An 18,012-nucleotide genomic window follows, 5' to 3' on the forward strand; every position below is an offset into this window, starting at 1 on the left:
TCGTCACCTCGGCGGTGACGGGGATGCCACTCACGGCAGTGATCCGCGCGGCGATGCCCTGGCTGATGCTGCTGCTGAGCTTCCTGATGATCATCACCTACATCCCGGCCGTGTCCATGGCTCTGCCGAACTGGCTGGGGATGAGCTGAGCAATTGTGTCTACCTCTGTGCCCGGCCTTGTGCCGGGTTTTTTATCTGCGCGCCTCGACGTATCCATGACGCTGTCGAATTGGCTCGCCATATGCCAGGCAGGGCTTCAAGACCATGGTCTTAGAGCGGTAAGACCATGGTCGAATGGCCTCACGAAGGGTCGGGAGATACAAAAGGCACCATACAAAAACAACTCCCCGTCGAGGTGATTTCATGAGTGCTGCGTCTCTTTACCCTGTGCGTCCCGAAGTGGCCGCGCGGACCCTCACTGACGAGGCCACCTACAAGGCCATGTACCAACAGTCCGTGGTCAACCCCGAGGGTTTCTGGCGCGAGCAGGGCAAGCGGATCGACTGGATCAAGCCTTACAACAAGGTCAAGCAGACCACCTTCGACGATCACCATGTCGACATCAAGTGGTTCGCCGATGGCACCCTGAACGTCTCCTACAACTGCCTCGACCGTCACCTGGAAGAGCGCGGTGACCAGATCGCGATCATCTGGGAAGGCGACGATCCTTCCGAGCACCGGGAAATCACCTACCGCGAACTGCACGAACAGGTGTGCAAGTTCGCCAACGCCCTGCGCGGCCAGGACGTTCACCGCGGCGACGTGGTGACCATCTACATGCCGATGATCCCGGAAGCCGTGGTGGCCATGCTGGCCTGTGCGCGCATCGGCGCAATCCATTCCGTGGTATTCGGCGGCTTCTCCCCCGAGGCGCTGGCCGGGCGCATCATCGATTGCCAGTCCAAGGTGGTGATCACCGCTGACGAAGGGCTGCGTGGCGGCAAGAAAGTACCGCTTAAAGCCAACGTCGACGACGCCCTGACCAACCCCGAGACCCGCAGCATCCAGAAGGTCATCGTGGTGCAGCGCACTGGCTCCGAGATCAAGTGGAACCAGCATCGCGACATCTGGTACGAAGACCTGATGAAGGTGGCTGGCAGCGTCTGTGCACCCAAGGAAATGGGCGCTGAAGAAGCCCTGTTCATCCTCTACACCTCCGGTTCTACCGGCAAGCCCAAGGGCGTGCTGCACACCACTGGCGGCTACCTGGTGTACGCCTCGCTGACTCATGAACGCGTGTTCGACTACCGTCCGGGCGAAGTCTTCTGGTGCACCGCCGATATCGGTTGGGTCACCGGTCACACCTACCTGGTCTACGGGCCGCTGGCCAACGGCGCCACCACCGTGATGTTCGAAGGCGTGCCGAACTATCCGGACGTTTCCCGCGTTGCCAAGATCGTCGACAAGCACAAGGTCAACATTCTCTACACCGCCCCGACCGCCATTCGCGCCATGATGGCCGAGGGCAAGGCCGCGGTCGAAGGCGCCGATGGTTCCAGTCTGCGCCTGCTCGGTTCGGTCGGCGAGCCGATCAACCCGGAAGCCTGGCAGTGGTACTACGAGAACGTCGGTCAGAGCCGTTGCCCGATCGTCGACACCTGGTGGCAGACCGAAACCGGCGCCTGCCTGATGACCCCGCTGCCGGGTGCCCATGGCCTCAAACCGGGCTCCGCCGCACGTCCGTTCTTCGGCGTACAGCCGGCGCTGGTGGATAACCTGGGCAACATCATCGAAGGCGCTGCCGAAGGCAACCTGGTGATCATCGATTCCTGGCCGGGCCAGGCGCGCACCTTGTACGGCGACCATGACCGCTTCGTCGACACCTACTTCAAGACCTTCCGTGGCATGTACTTCACTGGTGACGGTGCGCGGCGCGACGAAGACGGCTACTGGTGGATCACCGGCCGTGTCGACGACGTACTCAACGTCTCCGGCCACCGCATGGGTACCGCCGAAGTGGAAAGCGCCATGGTCGCCCACCCGAAAGTGGCCGAGGCCGCGGTGGTCGGTGTACCGCACGACATCAAAGGGCAGGGCATCTACGTCTACGTCACCCTCAATGCGGGCGAAGAAGCATCGGAACAACTGCGTCAGGAACTGCGCAACTGGGTGCGCAAGGAGATCGGTCCGATCGCCACGCCGGACGTGATTCAGTGGGCTCCGGGCTTGCCGAAGACCCGCTCGGGCAAGATCATGCGCCGTATCCTGCGCAAGATCGCCACCGCCGAATACGATTCCCTCGGCGACATCTCCACGCTGGCCGATCCTGGCGTGGTGCAGCACCTCATCGATACGCACAAGCAGATGCAAGCCGCCTGCGCCTGATCGGCAACGGCAACTAAAAAAACCGCCCGGCCAAAAGCCCGGCGGTTTTTTTGTTTGTGTACATGTTCGAAGTCTCATTCATGTCGGTCGCCGGGTTGGCTTTTGTAGGCGCGGATTTATCCGCGAATCCGTCGGCCAACACGATGCCGCAATTTCTGCTCAGGCCTGGTGGATAAAACAAAAACCGGGGCAAGCCCGCAAAGGCTTGCCCCGGTTCCGGGTGTTGCCGAGGAGGGATTAGAGTGCGCCGAATACCTTCTTCGCCAGGCTGGTAGCGGCGCCGGCCGGGTTCTGGCGGATGCTGGCTTCCTGCTTGGCAATCATCTCGAACAGACCGTCCAGCGCTTGCTCGGTCACGTAGCTTTCCACCGTGCTGTTCTTGGCATCGCCCACGCCGAAGCTGGCGGCCTGACCAGCGAAGGCGTTGTACTGCTGAGCCAGGCCGACCTGGTCGGTGGCTTGCTTGACGATGGGCAGGAACTTGGCGCGGATTTGCTCGCGGCTACTCTTGTTCAGGTACTGGGTGGCCGAGTCCTGCGGGCCACTGAGAATCGACTTGGCGTCGGCCACGGTCATCTTCTTCACCGCGTCGAGCAACAGCGCCTGAGCCTGCGGCACGGCGGCTTCGGCGGCCTTGTTCATGCTCGCTTCGAGCTGATCGACCTGCGCGCCCATGCCCATCATCTTCATGGTCTTGGCGGCTTTACCGAGTTTGCCGGGCAGCTCGATACGCACGTCCGGGTTGTTGCTGAAACCGCCGGGCGCGCCCAGCTGCTTGACGGCTACCTGGGCGCCCTGGATCAGCGCGTCTTTCAGGCCGCCGCTGGCGTCCTGCTGGCTCAGGTCGGAGAGGGACAGCGCGAAGACGTTAGCCGAGAGCAGCAGGCCAGCGGCAAGAGTAGTGAGGCGCAGCATGATGATGATCCTTGCATCGGGGGAAATGCTGTGAGCTTAACGGAGTCTGCAGCGTAGGCAAGCCAACCGATAGGCGTGGATGGGCAGCGCGCGCGGCTATGGCTATGATCAGCGCCATGAATTCACCGCTTCCCCTCAGAAATCCCTGCCCGCCGGCTGCTTGTGACTGCCAGCGCGATGAGTTGTTGGGCGTGCCGGGCGCCGACACGCGCGTGCTGTTGCTGACGCGTAACGAAGAGCAGCGCTTGCTCGAACGCCTGGAAAACCTGCAGAGCTTGGAAGACCTGCAGCGCATGCAGCAACGCATGCTCGAACAGCTGGGCATTCGCCTGCACATCGAACCGAGTCACGGCGAGGTTCGCAGCATGCGCGGTATCAATATGCACTTCGATGCTCGTCCAGGGCTGTGCCGCAAGACGCGGCAGAGCATTCCGGCGGCGATTCGCCGGGCCATGGAGAAAAGACCGGAAATCGCCTGGCGTCTGCTCGATGCCAACGATCTGCTGGGCGCTGGCTAGGTCAAATACGTATTGATCGAAAACGACAACGCCACGCATAAGCGTGGCGTTGTCGTTTGTGGCGGGTGAGCAGGCTAGCGCTGCCAGCCGCCACCCAGCGCCCGGAACAGATCGGCCAGCGCCAGTTGGCGGTCGGTGCTGATCTGGATCAGCGTGGTCTGGTCGTTGAAGCTGCTGCGTTGCGCATCCAGGTAGCGCAGATGGTCATCCACACCGCCTCTGTAGCGGGCTTCAGCCAGGGCTTCGGCCGCTCGGCTGGATTCGGCCAGGGCACGCCGCGCAGTTTCTTCGCGGCGCAGTGTGTCGGTGGCGGCAAGGGCGTCGGCAACTTCGCGGAAGGCGGTCTGGATGGTGCCTTCGTAGTTGGCCACGGCGGCGTCCTGGCGGACTTCGGCGAGATCCAGATTGGCGCGGTTGCGACCTCCAGCGAAGATCGGCAGCGACAGCGTCGGGGCGAAGCTCCAGGCCCGCGAGCCGCCCTCGAAAAGTCCGGACAGCTCGGTGCTGGAACTGCCCACCGAGCCGGTCAGGGTGATACGCGGAAAGAACGCCGCACGGGCCGCACCGATATCGGCATTGCGCGCCTTGAGGCGGTGCTCACTGGCAAGAATGTCGGGGCGGCGCTCGATCAGTTCCGAGCTGGTGCCAGGGGCGATGTCTTGCAGCACCATCAGCTCGTCGCGTGGGGTCGACGGCAAGAATTGCCCGGCGTCTGGCGTGCCGAGCAGCAGCGCCAGGGCGTTGTCCGCCTGGCGCAGCTGGCGTTCGGTGCTTTCCCGTTCGGCCTTGGCCTGCTCGGCGAGGCCGACCGCTTCCTGGTAATCCAGGGCGGTGGCGGCGCCAACTTCACGGCGTTTGCTGACCAACTCCAGCGATGCCAGGCGGCTTTCCAGGGTCTGCTCCACCAGCACTTGGCGGCGTAGCGCGCCATCGCGGGTCAGGTAGGCCTGGATCACTTCGGCGATCAGGCTGATCTGCGTGGCGCGGGTCGCTTCCTCTGTAGCCAGATAGGTTTCCAGGGCGGCCTCGGACAGGTTGCGCACGCGGCCGAACAGGTCGACCTCGTACTCGGCCAGACCCAGACCGACCTGGTAGACGCTGGCGACCTCCGAACGGCCGGTCTGCGACTGATCGGCCGGCACGCGCTGGCGGTTGCCCTTGGCATTGGCGTTGATCGACGGCAGACGGTCGGCACGCTGGATGCGGTACTGCGCACGCGCCGCCTCGATGTCCAGCAGGGCCTGACGCAGGCTGCGGTTGTTGTTCAGCGCGGTATCCACCGCGCGGCGCAGGTCGGCATCGACGATGAAGGTCTGCCAGTCCAGCGCTTGCGCATTGGTGCCATTGGCATTGGCCACCTGCCAGTCTGCCGCCACCGGCGCAGCCGGGCGCTCGTAGGTCGGCGCCAGCGAGCAGCCGCCGAGGGCGATGGCCAGGGTCAGCAGAGCGGGGCGGAGTATGAAGTGACTAGTCATCGCATTACTCCGCTTTGTGCAGGGGATGGTTGTCGGTTTGCTGAGGTTTGGCACGCATCAGCGACAGCACCCAGACGAAGAAGATCGGCACGAAAATCACCCCGAGAAGCGTCGCGCTGAACATGCCGCCCAGCACACCGGTACCGATGGCGCGCTGGCTGGCGGCGCCGGCGCCGGACGCGATCACCAGTGGCACCACGCCGAGCATGAAGGCCATGGAGGTCATCAGGATCGGGCGGAAACGCATGCGCGCTGCCTCGATGGCGGCGTCACGCAGCGAGTAGCCGTCTTCCCACAAGTCCTTGGCGAACTCGACGATCAGGATGGCGTTCTTCGCTGCCAGACCGATCACGGTGATCAGGCCGACCTTGAAGTACACGTCGTTGGGCAGGCCGACGGCGGTCACTGCCAGCACCGCGCCGAGTGCACCGACCGGCACGATCAGCATCACCGCCAGCGGAATCGCCCAGCTCTCGTAGAGTGCGACCAGCAACAGGAACACCACCACGATGGCCAGCGCGAACAGCATCACCGCCTGGCCGCTGGCAACCCGCTCCTGATAGGACAGCCCGGTCCATTCGTAGCCGATACCTTCCGGCAACTCAGCAGCGATGCGCTCCAGTTCGGCCATGGCGTCACCGGTGCTGACTCCGGGGGCGGCGTCGCCGGAGATGCGGATCGACGGGTAGCCGTTGTAGCGGGCGATCTGTACCGGGCCTTGTTCCCACTGGGTGGTGACGAAGGCGCTCAGTGGCACCAGGCTGCCGCTATCGTTGGGCACATGCAGCTTGAGCACGCTTTCCGGGGTCATTCGCGCGGCCTGTTCGGCCTGCACGACGACCCGCTGCTGGCGACCCGCGTTGGCGAAGTCGTTGATCACCGCAGAGCCGAAGGCGGTGGACAGCGCGGTGCTGATCGAGTCGAAGGCGACGCCCTGGCTACGCGCTTTCTCGCGGTCGATGACCAGGCGCAATTGTGGCGCTTCGGCCAGGCCCTCCATCATGCCGTAGAGGAACAGCGGGTTGCCGTTGACCTCGCCGAGCAGTTGGTCGCGGGCGGCGAGCAGCGCTTCACGGCCCAGGCTGCCGCGGTCCTGCAGGCGCAGCGAGAAGCCGCCGGAATTACCCAGGCCTTCGATAGGCGGAGGCGGCACGGCCATCATCGCGCCGTCATCGAGGTTGGCGAAGTGAGCGTTGACCGCCTCGGTTTCCGCCTGCACGGATTGCGAGCTATCGCGCTCGGACCAGTCCTTGAGCAGAGGGAAGGCAATGGCGGCGTTTTCGCCCATGCCCGAGAAGCTGAAGCCCATCACCAGGAAGGAGGTGGCTACCGCTTCGCGAGACGCGAGGAAGGCTTCCAGCTCTTCACCTGCTGCTGACGTGCGTTCGCGGGTGGCACCTGGAGGCAGTTGGATATCGACGATCATGTAGCCCTGGTCTTCCACCGGCACGAAGGATTCCGGCAGGCGCAGGTAGAAGAACCCCATCAGCACGACGATGCCGATATAGATGAACATGAAGCGCCCTGCGCGCGGCACCAGGGTCTTGTTCAACGCGGTGTAGCGGCCAGTCAGTCGGGTGAACTGGCGATTGAACCAGCCAAAAAAGCCGGTTTTTTCATGGTGACCCTGCGGGATCGGCTTGAGCAGGGTGGCGCACAAGGCCGGGGTGAAGGTCAGTGCCAGGAAGCCGGAGAACAGGATCGATACCGCCAGCGACAGTGAGAACTGTTGGTAGATCACCCCGACCGAGCCGGCCATGAACGCCAATGGCAGAAACACCGCCGACAGCACCAGGGTAATACCGATGATTGCCCCGGATACCTGGCCCATCGCCTTGATGGTCGCCGGTAATGGTGCCAGACCTTCTTCGGCCATGATCCGCTCGACGTTCTCCACCACCACGATGGCGTCGTCGACCAGAATGCCGATGGCCAGCACCATGCCGAACATGGTCATCATGTTCACCGAGAAGCCCAGCAGGTACATGAAGGTCAGCGTGCCGAGCAGGCACACCGGCACCACGATGGTGGGAATCAGCGTGTAGCGCAGGTTCTGCAGGAACAGGAACATCACCAGGAACACCAGCAACATGGCTTCGGCCAGGGTGGTGATGACTTTCTGGATGGCCACGTCGACGAAGCGTGAGGTGTCGTAAGGCACCGAAAATTCGACGTTGTCCGGGAAGTTCGCGGACAGCTCGGTCAGACGCTCTTTGACGAGCTTGGCGGTCTGGATGGCGTTGGCGCCAGGCGCCAGCTGCACGGCGGCGGCGACGGAAGGCTTGCCATCCTGGCGCGAGCCGAAGTTGTAATCCTGGCGGCCGACTTCGATGCGTGCGACGTCGCCCAGGGTCAGTTGCGAACCGTCCTGGTTGGCGCGCAGCACGATGGCGGCGAACTCCTCCGGGTTGTCCAGCGTGCCCTTGACGGTCAGTGTGGCGGTCAGCTCCTGTTCGCTTGAGCCTGGTGTGCTGCCGAAGGCGCCGGCCGGCACCTGGACGTTCTGGGTACGGATCGCTTGATTGACGTCGTCGATGGACAGGCCGTAACCGACCAGTTTCTGTGGGTCGATCCACACGCGCATGGCGGCTTCGGAGTCGAAGAATTGCAGCTTGCCGACGCCGGGCAGGCGGCGAATCTCGTTGTTGACGTTACGCACGGCGTAGTCCGCCAACGCCGTGGTGTTGGCGTTCTTGTCGCCGTCCTTGTAACGCAGCGAGTAGACCAGCAGGAAGCCGGCGGTGGCCTGCTCGGTCTGAATGCCCAGGGTGAGTACCGCCTGCGGCATGCGTGACTCGGCCTTCTTCAGGCGGTTCTGCACGTCGACCTGGGCCAGATCCGGGTCGGTACCGGGCTGGAAGGTCACGGTAATTTCGGCGATGCCGTTGGCGTTGCTGGTCGACTCGAAGTACAGCATGTTCTTCGCGCCGTTGAGCTCGTCCTCGATGACGCTGGTCACCGAATCGGTCAGTACCTGAGCCGACGCGCCGGGGTAGGTGGCGGTGACGGTGATTTGCGGTGGCGCCACGTTGGGGTACTGGGCCACCGGCAGAAACGGGATGGCCAACAAACCTGCCATCGAGATGAACAGCGCGACCACCCAGGCAAAGCGCGGGCGTTTGATGAAAAACTGGGGCGTCATGTCATGGACTCCGGCTTATTGCGCCTTGGGTTGGCTGGCGGCGTCGGACGCTGGCGCGCCTTCTTCGCGGGGCACCACCTTGGCACCGGGGCGGATCGCCGACAACGAGCTGACGATGACCTTGTCACCCGGCTTGAGGCCTTCACTGATCTGCCAGCGCGAACCCTGCATGGCGCCAGTGGCGACCGGGCGTGACTCGACGGTGTCGTCAGCGCCCAGCAACATCACGCTTGCCTGGCCATCGGCAGAGCGTTGAACGGCGCGTTGCGGCACCAGAATGGCGTTTTGATCGAGGCCTTGCGGGGTGCGCACACGTACGTACATGCCGGGCAGCAGCACGCCTTGCGGGTTGTCGAAACGCCCGCGCAGAGCGATCTGGCCGGTGCTGCGATCCACCGAGATATCGGTGAACAGCAGGGTGCCTTTGCTCTCGATATCGGTGCCGTCTACGCGCAGCGACAGCTGCTGGTCGGCGGCACCGGAGACCTTGCCATCGGCGATGGCTGCACGCAGGCGCAGGGCATCGGCGGCTGGCTGGGTGAAGTCGGCATACACCGGGTCGAGCTGCTGAATGCGCGCAAGCAGGGTGGCTTCACCCTGGCCGACCAGTGCGCCTTCGGTCACCTGGGCACGGCCAATGCGCCCGGCAATCGGCGCGCGGACTTCGGCGTAACCCAGATCAAGGCGTGCCGTTTCAACGCTGGCTTGTGCCGAGCGCTTGTCGGCCTGCGCGCTTTGCAGGGCGGCCTTGGCTACATCGAAGTCCTGCTTGCTGACGGCATCGATCTTCACCAGCGGCTCGTAGCGCTTGACCGTGGCCTGAGCCTGGAACAGCTGCGCCTCGGCGCGCGCCAGTTCGCCCTGGGCACGGGACAGGGCGGCCTTGAACGGCGCCGGGTCGATCTGGAACAGCAGGTCGCCGGCCTTGACGTCGCTCCCTTCCTCGAAGGTGCGCTTGAGCACGATGCCGGCGACCCGGGCGCGTACTTCAGCGGTGCGCACCGGTTCGATACGGCCTGGCAGTTCGGCGATCACGGTGAACGGCTCGGGCTTGACGGTCAGTACGTCGACTTCGCGTGGCGGCGCCTCGCCCCAGCCTTGCTCGCCTTTGTCGCAGCCGGCCAGGCCGATTGCCGCCAGCAGAGTGACCACTGAAAAAACGTAACGTCCGCGAATTCTGCTCATGCCTGTCACCTGGATTGAGATTCATGTTCCCTGAAAGGCGCGAATGATCGTACTTTGGCTTAAATGAGTCAATATTGACTCATATGGGTCTTCTGTGAGCAAAATTGTAAGTCCCCGTTGAGTCTGGGGACTTTTTCTGCACAATGCGCGCTGCTCAAGCTGGAGGCCTTCGATGTCCAATGATGAAAAGCTGCTCAAGGCCCTGGCTGTTGCCATCGTCGATCGCCCGCGGGCGACGCTGAAAGACCTGGCCGAAGCTGCGGGCGTCAGCAAGGCCACCTTGCATCGTTTCTGTGGCACGCGTGACAGCCTGGTCGAGCGCCTGATGAATCACAGCCAGGCAGCGCTCAATCAGGTGATCGAAGACGCCGACCTGCAGGTTGCCGATGTGGCGCCTGCATTGCGTGACCTGATCGAGAATCACCTCAGACACCGCGAATTGCTGGTGTTCATGATCTTCCAGTACCGCCCGGACAGCCTCGATCCGGACCAGGATGGGGCGCGCTGGGTCGCCTACACCGATGCATTGGACAGCTTCTTCCTGCGTGGCCAGCAGGAGGGGTACTTCCGCATCGACATCACCGCCGAGCTGCTGACCGAACTGTTCGTATCGCTTGTCTATGGCATGGTCGATGCCGAGCGCCGTGGCCGCGCCGCCAGTGCGCGTTCGCTGGCGGTGCTGGAGCAGTTCTTTCTCAAGGGTGCCGGGCAGCAACGGCCCTGATGCTCAAGCCTGTTACCACGGCAGGGGCTGGCCGTCGTAGGCGTGAAAGCTGCCGCTGTGCTCGGGCCCTAATGCATCGATCACCCTTAGCATTTCCGCTGCTGCCTGTTCGGCCGGTCGTGCGGCTGTGGCGCCGCGAAAGAGCTGTGACAAGGGCGAAATCACTGTGCCGGGATGCAGGCTGAGCAGTCGTGCTTTGGGCTTGCTGCGTGCCAGCTCGATGGCGGCTGTCTTGATCAGCATGTTCAGCGCCGCCTTGGACGCACGGTAGGCGTACCAACCACCGAGACGGTTGTCGCCGATGCTGCCGACCTTGGCCGAGAGCATGGCCATGGCGCCCTGTTTGTCGAGCAGCGGCAGGAAGTGGCGCAGCACCAGCGCCGGTCCCAATGCGTTGACCTGGAACACGGCCTGCAAGGCATCGGCTTCGATGGCGGCCAGGCTTTTCTCCGGTGCGATACCGTCGCGATGGAGCAATCCGGCGCAGTGCAGAATCAGTTGGTAAGGCCCTTCGTCGGCCAGTGCCGCGGCAGCTTCGGCAATGCTGGCCGGCGCCTCAAGATCGAGCGCCGGCGCGCTGCTGCGGCTCAGCGCGCGCACGCTGGCGCAGTTGGGGTCGGCACGCAGCGCCTGGCAGAAAGCCTGGCCAAGGCTGCCGCTGGCGCCAATCACCAGCGTCTTGTAGCCGCTACCGAGGCTGTGCAGGGTCATGGTGTGGCAGCGCCCCGGCGGAAGAACAGCGTGACCTGGCCCAGCTCGATGCCGAACTTGCTCATGGCCGAGCGGTTGATCAGGGTGTCGTCATCCATCAGGTACATCCAGTCGTCGAAGTAGACGACGTAGGTGCTGTCATCCACCGGCAGGTTGAGGTGATAACGCCAGCGCAGAGCATTGCCAGCCACTTCACCGATGGCTTCGCCGACCACGTCGTCGGCGGTGCCGATCCAGCGTCCTTCACCGTCCGGGGTCAGGGTCCAGACCCGGCGCTGGCGGGTGCCGTCGCTGTACAGAAAGCGCTCGTCGAGAATCAGTTTTTCGCCGTCGCGGCGACTCTGGATGTCTACGTGGAAGCGCTTGATCACCTCACCGGAGCGATCCTGGAACATGCCCCAGGCCTGCACCGGCCCGGAGAAGTAAGTGGGCAGATCCAGCACGGGTTTCTCGTTGGCGTAACGCTCGACCGGGACCTGGCCGCAGCTGATCAGCAGCAGAGTGCTCAGCACGATCAATAGGGCTTTCATGTAGTACCTCATGGGTTAAGGCCAAGCAGGGCGGCACGCAGTTTCGGGCTGCGGGTCTGCGGGTCGAGCCAGATGGAGAAGAAGGCACGGGCGAACTCCGGGTCGTCGATCACGTGTTGCAGCTTGCCATCGACATAGAAACGGCAGCCCTCGCCGGGCAGGAATACGCCGGTGATGCGCGTGCCATCCTTCACGTCGACGAAAGCCTGGCTCATCTGTTTCGTCCAGACGCTCTGCTGTTCGCTGTCGAGGGGCTCGCCGTTGATCCGGCGAATTTCGTCGAGGCTGGTATCGACCAGGGTTTCCCGGCTGATGGTGCGCCGGTAGGTTAGCTCCAGAGCGAAGGGCTGGGAGAAATCCACGCGCTGCACTGGGCTCCAAAGTTTGGCGTTGTAGACCGAGAAACCGAACCAGCTGAAGTCGCCGCTGCCCACCAGACTGGCCTGCGGTAGTTGTTCACGCCAGCCGTCCTGGGTGGTGGCCTGCACTGGCTGGCCGAGCAGCAGCAAAAACAGCAATACGGCAGGGGGCAGAGGTCGAATCAGGGTGGCCATGGTCGTTGCCTCTGAGGCGGCTGACGGGGGCCGCGTCCAGCCGTTGATTAGGCGCCCGGCGGCGACGGGCGTTGAGTAAAAAAATCCGGCAACCAAAAAAAGGGGAGAGAGTGTTGCCGGATTGCGCAGCTTGTTTGGGCTGTCGTCGGTCGTGGCAAGCAGGCCTGGAGCAAGGTGTGCAAGCGTTGTACGAGCCCTGTTTGAATTTAATATATGTACAAAAAATAAAGTTGTACAGCTTTTGTATAGATGTGGAGCGCAAAGGTCGGCCCTACCGTTCATATGAGCGGCGCGTCTGGCGCGGCGGTAGATGGGGCAATAGCAGCGCACAGGGGCGTTGTAGGCGGTGGGAGGGGTATCACCATGGCGGAGGCCGATGGACTTGATGGCCGAACGCTTGGCCAGTGAGGCGCACTGGCAGCATTAAAAGCATCTGGGAAACTTGCATTCGGCCAGGCAGCTTCAAGAATGAAGTGATCGAATCAGGATTTCATCATGCCATCACTCTCCAGCTTCGGCAGACGCGTTCGCAAACTCTGGCATGGTGCAGACCTGGCTCTGGTCGGCCAGCGCCGCGAGCGCCGGATGCGCATGCTGTCGAGCGTGGTGATGATCGTGATGGGCCTGCTCTGGGGGCTGTTCTTTTCCTCTCGCGGCTACTGGGCCATCGTCATCATGGATGTGGCTATCGTCTGCAGCGGTGTGGCGGTTTTCGCGCTGACCCTGCGCAACCAGGCGCGCAGCGCCAACCTGATTCTGTTCGGTGCGCTGATCCTTATCGTCGTCGCCTCGACCCTGCTGCTCGACCCGCCGACGCTCACGGCGCCGCGTGCGACTCATCTCTATCTGCTGCCGGTGGCCGTCGGTGCGTTGATGGCCTTCCGCGATGAGCCCTTGTGGCTGCGTTACGGCATGTGCCTGTTTTGCCTGCTGCTGTTCGTTGCGCTGGCCGCGTCCAACTGGCGGCCCACCGATCTTTATGCACTGCCGGACGATGTGCGCATCGTCGGCTCCTGGGTGCAGGGCGTTGCCGCCATGGCGCTGTTTTTCTTGCTCCTGCACATCCTGCAAAGCGATACCGCCGAGCGCTCGGAGCTGGATCGTGACTTGCGCGCGGCCGTGCGTGAACGGCAGTTCGTGTTGTATTACCAACCGCAGCTCAATGACGCCAACCGGGTGATCGGTGCCGAATTGCTGATTCGCTGGCAGCACCCGCAGCGTGGTTTGTTGGCGCCCGGTGAGTTCATCGACCACGCCGAGAACACCGGGTTGATCATCCCCATTGGCCAGTGGGTGCTGGAGCAAACGGCCGCGCGCTTGCGGCAATGGAAGGATGACCCGCTCTTTGGCGATGTGGGGCTGGCGGTGAACATCAGTCAGAAGCAATTCTCGCAGAGCAGTTTCGTCGCCGAAATCCTCGGCCTGATCGAGCGTCACGGTATCGATGCCCAGCGCCTGGAGCTGGAGCTGACCGAGACGCTGATCGTCCGCGACATGGAGGACCTTACGCGCAAGATGGCGGCGCTGGTCGAGCAGGGCGTGCGCTTCTCGCTGGATGACTTTGGTACCGGTTTTTCTTCCCTCAGCCACCTCAAGCGTCTGCCGCTGAGCAAACTGAAAATAGACCGGTCGTTCATCTGCGACGTGCTCACCGATGCCAACAGCGAAACCATCGTGCGTACGGTGATCGCCCTGGGGCAGAGCATGGGCATGACGGTGATCGCCGAGGGCGTGGAAACCGAGGCGCAGCGGCGGTTTCTGGCTGATAACGGCTGCAGCCAGTTCCAGGGCTACCTGCTTGGCGGGCCGATGCCGTTGGCGGACTTCTGCTCCTTCGTGCAGCGCCACAACGCCTGAGAACCTGTTCACGATCTGCTGCGCGTCGGCCCTGCTGCGTTGAAACCACGCTCAAAATGCTCATTTACAACTCGTAAAGTCGAACGCGACTCCGAGCGTTTTTCGCCTGGTTTCGCCTTGCCTGGCTCTAGCTCGCGAGATCGTGAACAGGTTCTGAGACGACGATCCGTCCATCTACCATCTCCTGCTGCGAGTGAACTCGAAGCAAGTGGCCAATGTCTGTCTGCTGTCGGCCCGTACCGGCAGGAATTGATGGCTATTGGCCGTTAGTGTGGCGTCTACGTCGCGGATTCTGCCTGGATCGTGCTTGAGCATATGCTCGTGCGTGTGGCCGGCATCGTTCATCCCGTTCGCCGGGTTCGTCTGACTGCCATGTGAAGATCGCCCCATGTTTTTATCTCGTCATGCTCCACTCCAACCCCGCATTCTCGGTGCCTGCCTGCTACTCGGTGGCCTGCTCGGCGGCGTGCAGCCGTCACTGGCGGAAGAGGCCGCCAGTAACCAGCGCTGGGTCAGCGACAGCCTGAATACCTATGTACGCAGTGGCCCTACCGATGGCTACCGTATCGTCGGCACGCTGGTTTCCGGGGAAAAAGTGGAGCTGCTGCGCACTCAGGGCGACTACAGCCAGGTGCGTAGCGCAAGCGGCAACAGCGTCTGGATCCCCAGCCGCGACCTGCAATCGGTGCCAGGCCAGACCGAACGTCTGCCGCAACTGGAACAGAAAGTCGCCGACCTCAGCGCTGAGCTCAAAGGCATCGACGATGCCTGGAAGGCTCGCGTGCAAGGCATGCAGGAAACCCTCGACACGCGCAAGAACCTGATCGACGAGCTGCAGGCCGCCCGCGGCGCGCTGGACGCCGAGCTGACCACCACCCGTTCGCAGCTGCGCGATGCCCAGGCGCAACTGGGTGAGGAGCAGCAGCAGGTGCTGATGCGCTACATGGCCTATGGCGGCAGCATCGCCGGCGCCGGGCTGCTGCTCGGGCTGATTTTGCCGACCATGCTGCGGGTCAAGCGCAAGCGTAATGATCAGTGGGTCTGAGCGCCCTCAGAACTCCTGCTGTCCCTGATGCTCGCAGCTCCCGCTGCACGTACCGGGGCAGGCGCAGCCGCGGGTGCTGCGCCCGGTATCGCGCTCGATCCGTCGGGCCACTTCGGGATCGTCGGCAAACGGCAGCATGGTGGCTTCGTTGAGGTCACGCTGGCTGCCGCGCCCGAGGCTCAGTTGCACGCCGAGGAAGAACACCGCCAGGGCGATCATCCACCAGGCTTCAGCTAGCATGAGCGGCCTCTGCGGCATCGTGCGACTCGGTGGCCGGGCGACGCAGCGTCAGCCAGGTGTTGAGCGCCATCAGCAGCATGCCGGCGAGGAAGCACAGACCGCCGACCAGGCGTACCACGAAGCCGGGGTGACTGGCCTCCAGCGCCTCGACGAAGGAGTAGGTGAGGGTGCCGTCCTCGTTCACCGCGCGCCACATCAGGCCCTGGGTGATGCCGTTTACCCACATCGAGGCGATGTACAGAACGGTGCCGATGGTCGCCAGCCAGAAGTGCGCGTTGATCATGCCGGTGCTGTACATGCTGTCGCGAGCGAAGACTTTCGGGATCAGGTGATAGAGCGAGCCGAAGGTGATCATCGCCACCCAGCCGAGGGCGCCGGCATGCACGTGGCCGATGGTCCAGTCGGTGTAGTGGGACAGTGCGTTGACCGTCTTGATCGCCATCATCGGGCCTTCGAAGGTGCTCATGCCGTAGAACGCCAGGGACACCACTAGAAAGCGCAGGATCGGGTCGGTGCGCAGCAGGTGCCAGGCACCGGACAGCGTCATCATGCCGTTGACCATGCCGCCCCAGCTTGGCGCTAGGAGGATGATCGACATCACCATACCCAGGCTCTGCGCCCAGTCCGGCAAGGCGGTGTAGTGCAGGTGGTGCGGGCCAGCCCAGATGTACAGGGTGATCAGCGCCCAGAAGTGGACGATCGACAGGCGGTAGGAATACACCGGCCGGTTCACCTGCTTGGGCACGAAGTAATACATCATCCCCAGGAAACCGGTGGTGAGGAAGAAGCCCACCGCGTTGTGCCCATACCACCACTGCACCATGGCATCGGTGGCACCGGAGTAGATCGAGTAGGACTTGAACCAGCTCACCGGCACCGACAGGTGGTTGACGATGTGCAGCATGGCGATGACCACGATGAAGGCGCCGAAGAACCAGTTGCCGACGTAGATGTGGCGGGTCTTGCGCTGCGTCAGGGTGGTGAAGAAGACGATGCCGTAGGCGACCCAGACGATGGCCATCCACACCGCGCCGGTGAATTCGATCTCGGCGTATTCCTTGGTGGTGGTCAGGCCCATGGGCAGGGTCACCAGCATGATCAGGATGGTCGCCTGCCAGCCCCAGAAGGTGAAGGCGGCCAGCTTGTCGGAAAACAGTCGTGTCTGGCAGGTACGCTGCACGGCGTAGTAGCTGGCGGCGAACTGCGCGCTGCCGGCGAAGCCGAAGATCACCAGGCTGGTATGCAGTGGGCGCAGGCGGCCGAAGCTCAGCCAGGGTGTGTCGAAATTGAGCTCCGGCCAGACCAGTTGGGCGGCGATGAACACGCCGTTGCACATGCCCACCACGCCCCAGAAGAGGGTCATGATGGTGACTTGGCGAACGACCTTGTAGTTGTAGGCCGGGTGGGGAGCAGCAGATTGCATCGCGGTAACCTTCCATACAGTAATGCGGGCGCAGCCGCGCGAATGGCGAAACTGTAGGGAGGCTGGGGAAAACAAAACCGACTCAGAAACTGCTGTCTGATGCGTATCAGATGGAGCGGCAGGTGACGCGCGCCACGTTCGGCGCGCGCTTGCAGGGCTCAGGCCTGGGCGGTCAGGTGGCGAGCAATGCCCTTCTTCAACGGCAGCAGACCCTGCGCCACACGCAGGCCGGCGCCGCGCAGCAGACGGGCGGGCAGGTGGTCGTTGGTGTACAGCTCCACCAGCAGGTTGGTGGCCTGGTACAGCGGCCAGGTAGCCAGACGTAGCTGGCGTTCGTAGCGGGTCAGCGCCGACGTTGAGCCGATGTCCTGGCGTTTGCGATGGGCGGCCAGTAGCGCCTCGCTGAGCAGCTGCACGCCAATCAGACCGAAGTTGAAGCCATGCGCGGTGACTGGGTGCATGCCCACGGCGGCATCGCCGAGCAGGGCGCAGCGATTGCCGACCATGCGCCGCGCATAGGCGCCCACCAGCGGGTAAACGTGGCGGCTGCTGAGAAGTTGCATGGCGCCCAGGCGGCGGTCGAAGCGTTGCTCCATCTCGCGGGCAAAGGTGGCTTCGTCCAGCTTCTGCAGACGTTCGATCTCGCGCGGCGGCAAGGTCAGCACCAGGGACGATTGCTGGCCATTGAGCGGCAGCAGGGCCAGGGTCTGGCCGTAGCCGAACCATTCCCAGGCCACCTGCTGGTGATCCTGTTCATGCTGCATGCGGCACACCAGCATGCTCTTGCCGAAGTCCTTGAGTTGCGCGCCGATGCCGAGTTGGCGACGGGTGTCGGAGAAACGGCTATCGGCGGCGACCAGCAAGCGCGGTTGTAGCACCTGGTCGTCCTGCAGCACCAGCTTCACTTCATGCTCGCCTTGTTGGATGGCACGCACGCTGGTGTCGCACAGCAGTTGTACATCGGCGCAGTCGCTCACGGCTTGATAGGCAGCGCTGCGAATGGCCTGGTTTGCCACCAGATGGCCGAGGCGCTCGGCGCCGGCTTGCTCGGCGCGGATCTTCAGGGCGAACAGCGAGGGGCCGTTGAATACCTGGGCATCACGCAGCACGGCAACGTCTTCGCTGGGCAGGCGTGCCCACAGGCCGAGGCGTTCGAGCAGCGCCTGCGAGCCATGGGTGAGGGCGATTTCGCGGCCATCGAAGGTCGGTTCGGCCAGGGCCTGCTCGGCCTGGCGTTCCAGTACCACGATGGACAGGCCATGCCCGGACAGGGCGCGTGCCAGGCACAGGCCCGCCGGGCCGGCGCCGACGATGACGATATCGGGTGACATGCTGCAGCTCTCCGTGCGGATGACCAAGGCGGCGGTT

The 18,012-nt window shown here is 63.4% G+C and carries 15 protein-coding genes and 1 pseudogene; 6 read left to right on the forward strand and 10 right to left on the reverse strand.

Annotation, left to right across the window (positions count from 1 at the left end):
- Together CXP40_RS18295 and acs are read left to right on the forward strand one after the other, a co-directional pair.
- Positions 1-149, forward strand: a pseudogene (locus CXP40_RS18295) (C4-dicarboxylate ABC transporter permease); the annotation flags it as partial.
- A 214-nt stretch (positions 150-363) separates the two neighbouring features.
- Positions 364-2,325 (forward strand): acetate--CoA ligase, encoded by a 1,962-nt coding sequence (gene acs, locus CXP40_RS18300; protein WP_106734920.1) that lies wholly within the window; start codon positions 364-366, stop codon positions 2,323-2,325.
- A gap of 237 nt (positions 2,326-2,562) precedes the next feature.
- On the opposite strand, the gene CXP40_RS18305 is transcribed toward acs, so the two are convergent.
- Positions 2,563-3,240: a DUF4197 domain-containing protein gene (locus tag CXP40_RS18305; RefSeq protein WP_106734921.1), complete on the reverse strand. Its 678-nt coding sequence runs from the start codon at positions 3,238-3,240 to the stop codon at positions 2,563-2,565.
- A gap of 116 nt (positions 3,241-3,356) precedes the next feature.
- Here CXP40_RS18305 and CXP40_RS18310 point away from each other — a divergent pair, with 116 nt between their 5' ends.
- Entirely contained in the window at positions 3,357-3,758 is a 402-nt protein-coding gene (locus CXP40_RS18310) for a hypothetical protein (protein WP_106735020.1), read from the forward strand.
- 74 nt (positions 3,759-3,832) lie between these two features.
- On the opposite strand, the gene CXP40_RS18315 is transcribed toward CXP40_RS18310, so the two are convergent.
- Genes CXP40_RS18315 through CXP40_RS18325 form a run of 3 tightly spaced genes read right to left on the reverse strand, consistent with a single transcriptional unit; the run spans position 3,833 to position 9,560 of the window.
- Positions 3,833-5,233, reverse strand: coding sequence for an efflux transporter outer membrane subunit (locus tag CXP40_RS18315; RefSeq protein ID WP_106734922.1), 1,401 nt, complete (start codon positions 5,231-5,233; stop codon positions 3,833-3,835).
- Positions 5,234-5,237: 4 nt separating this feature from the next.
- A complete protein-coding gene (locus tag CXP40_RS18320) occupies positions 5,238-8,375 on the reverse strand; it encodes an efflux RND transporter permease subunit (RefSeq protein WP_106734923.1) in 3,138 nt (1,045 codons plus the stop codon).
- A 15-nt stretch (positions 8,376-8,390) separates the two neighbouring features.
- A complete protein-coding gene (locus CXP40_RS18325; protein WP_106734924.1) occupies positions 8,391-9,560 on the reverse strand; it encodes a MexC family multidrug efflux RND transporter periplasmic adaptor subunit in 1,170 nt (389 codons plus the stop codon).
- Between the two features lie 172 nt (positions 9,561-9,732).
- On the opposite strand from CXP40_RS18325, the gene CXP40_RS18330 reads away from it, so the two are divergent.
- Positions 9,733-10,284 (forward strand): TetR/AcrR family transcriptional regulator, encoded by a 552-nt coding sequence (locus CXP40_RS18330; RefSeq protein WP_106734925.1) that lies wholly within the window; start codon positions 9,733-9,735, stop codon positions 10,282-10,284.
- A 12-nt stretch (positions 10,285-10,296) separates the two neighbouring features.
- Here the strand turns inward: CXP40_RS18330 and CXP40_RS18335 are convergent, their stop codons facing one another.
- Genes CXP40_RS18335 through CXP40_RS18345 form a run of 3 tightly spaced genes read right to left on the reverse strand, consistent with a single transcriptional unit; the run spans position 10,297 to position 12,079 of the window.
- The gene (locus CXP40_RS18335) at positions 10,297-10,995 is read right to left on the reverse strand and encodes an SDR family oxidoreductase (RefSeq protein ID WP_106734926.1); all 699 of its coding nucleotides are present in this window, start codon (positions 10,993-10,995) and stop codon (positions 10,297-10,299) included.
- Positions 10,992-11,525, reverse strand: a complete 534-nt coding sequence (locus CXP40_RS18340; protein ID WP_106734927.1) for a DUF3833 domain-containing protein — start codon at positions 11,523-11,525, stop codon at positions 10,992-10,994. The genes CXP40_RS18335 and CXP40_RS18340 overlap by 4 nt, the downstream gene beginning before the upstream one ends.
- Positions 11,526-11,533: 8 nt before the next feature.
- A complete protein-coding gene (locus CXP40_RS18345) occupies positions 11,534-12,079 on the reverse strand; it encodes a chalcone isomerase family protein (RefSeq protein ID WP_106734928.1) in 546 nt (181 codons plus the stop codon).
- A gap of 495 nt (positions 12,080-12,574) precedes the next feature.
- On the opposite strand from CXP40_RS18345, the gene CXP40_RS18350 reads away from it, so the two are divergent.
- Entirely contained in the window at positions 12,575-13,936 is a 1,362-nt protein-coding gene (locus CXP40_RS18350) for a bifunctional diguanylate cyclase/phosphodiesterase (protein WP_106734929.1), read from the forward strand.
- 388 nt (positions 13,937-14,324) lie between these two features.
- A complete protein-coding gene (locus tag CXP40_RS18355; RefSeq protein WP_099523573.1) occupies positions 14,325-14,981 on the forward strand; it encodes a TIGR04211 family SH3 domain-containing protein in 657 nt (218 codons plus the stop codon).
- A 6-nt stretch (positions 14,982-14,987) separates the two neighbouring features.
- On the opposite strand, the gene CXP40_RS18360 is transcribed toward CXP40_RS18355, so the two are convergent.
- From CXP40_RS18360 to ubiM, 3 genes are all read right to left on the reverse strand, one after another.
- Complete coding sequence (locus CXP40_RS18360) at positions 14,988-15,221, reverse strand: cbb3-type cytochrome c oxidase subunit 3 (RefSeq protein WP_106734930.1); 234 nt, start codon at positions 15,219-15,221, stop codon at positions 14,988-14,990.
- Positions 15,211-16,644 (reverse strand): cytochrome-c oxidase, cbb3-type subunit I, encoded by a 1,434-nt coding sequence (ccoN, locus tag CXP40_RS18365; protein ID WP_106734931.1) that lies wholly within the window; start codon positions 16,642-16,644, stop codon positions 15,211-15,213. Before ccoN ends, CXP40_RS18360 begins: the two co-directional genes overlap by 11 nt.
- A gap of 158 nt (positions 16,645-16,802) precedes the next feature.
- Complete coding sequence (gene ubiM, locus CXP40_RS18370) at positions 16,803-17,975, reverse strand: 5-demethoxyubiquinol-8 5-hydroxylase UbiM (protein ID WP_106734932.1); 1,173 nt, start codon at positions 17,973-17,975, stop codon at positions 16,803-16,805.
- Positions 17,976-18,012: the final 37 nt, after the last annotated feature.

It is taken from the genome of Pseudomonas sp. YY-1 (assembly GCF_002843095.1).
Lineage (GTDB): Bacteria > Pseudomonadota > Gammaproteobacteria > Pseudomonadales > Pseudomonadaceae > Aquipseudomonas > Aquipseudomonas sediminis_A.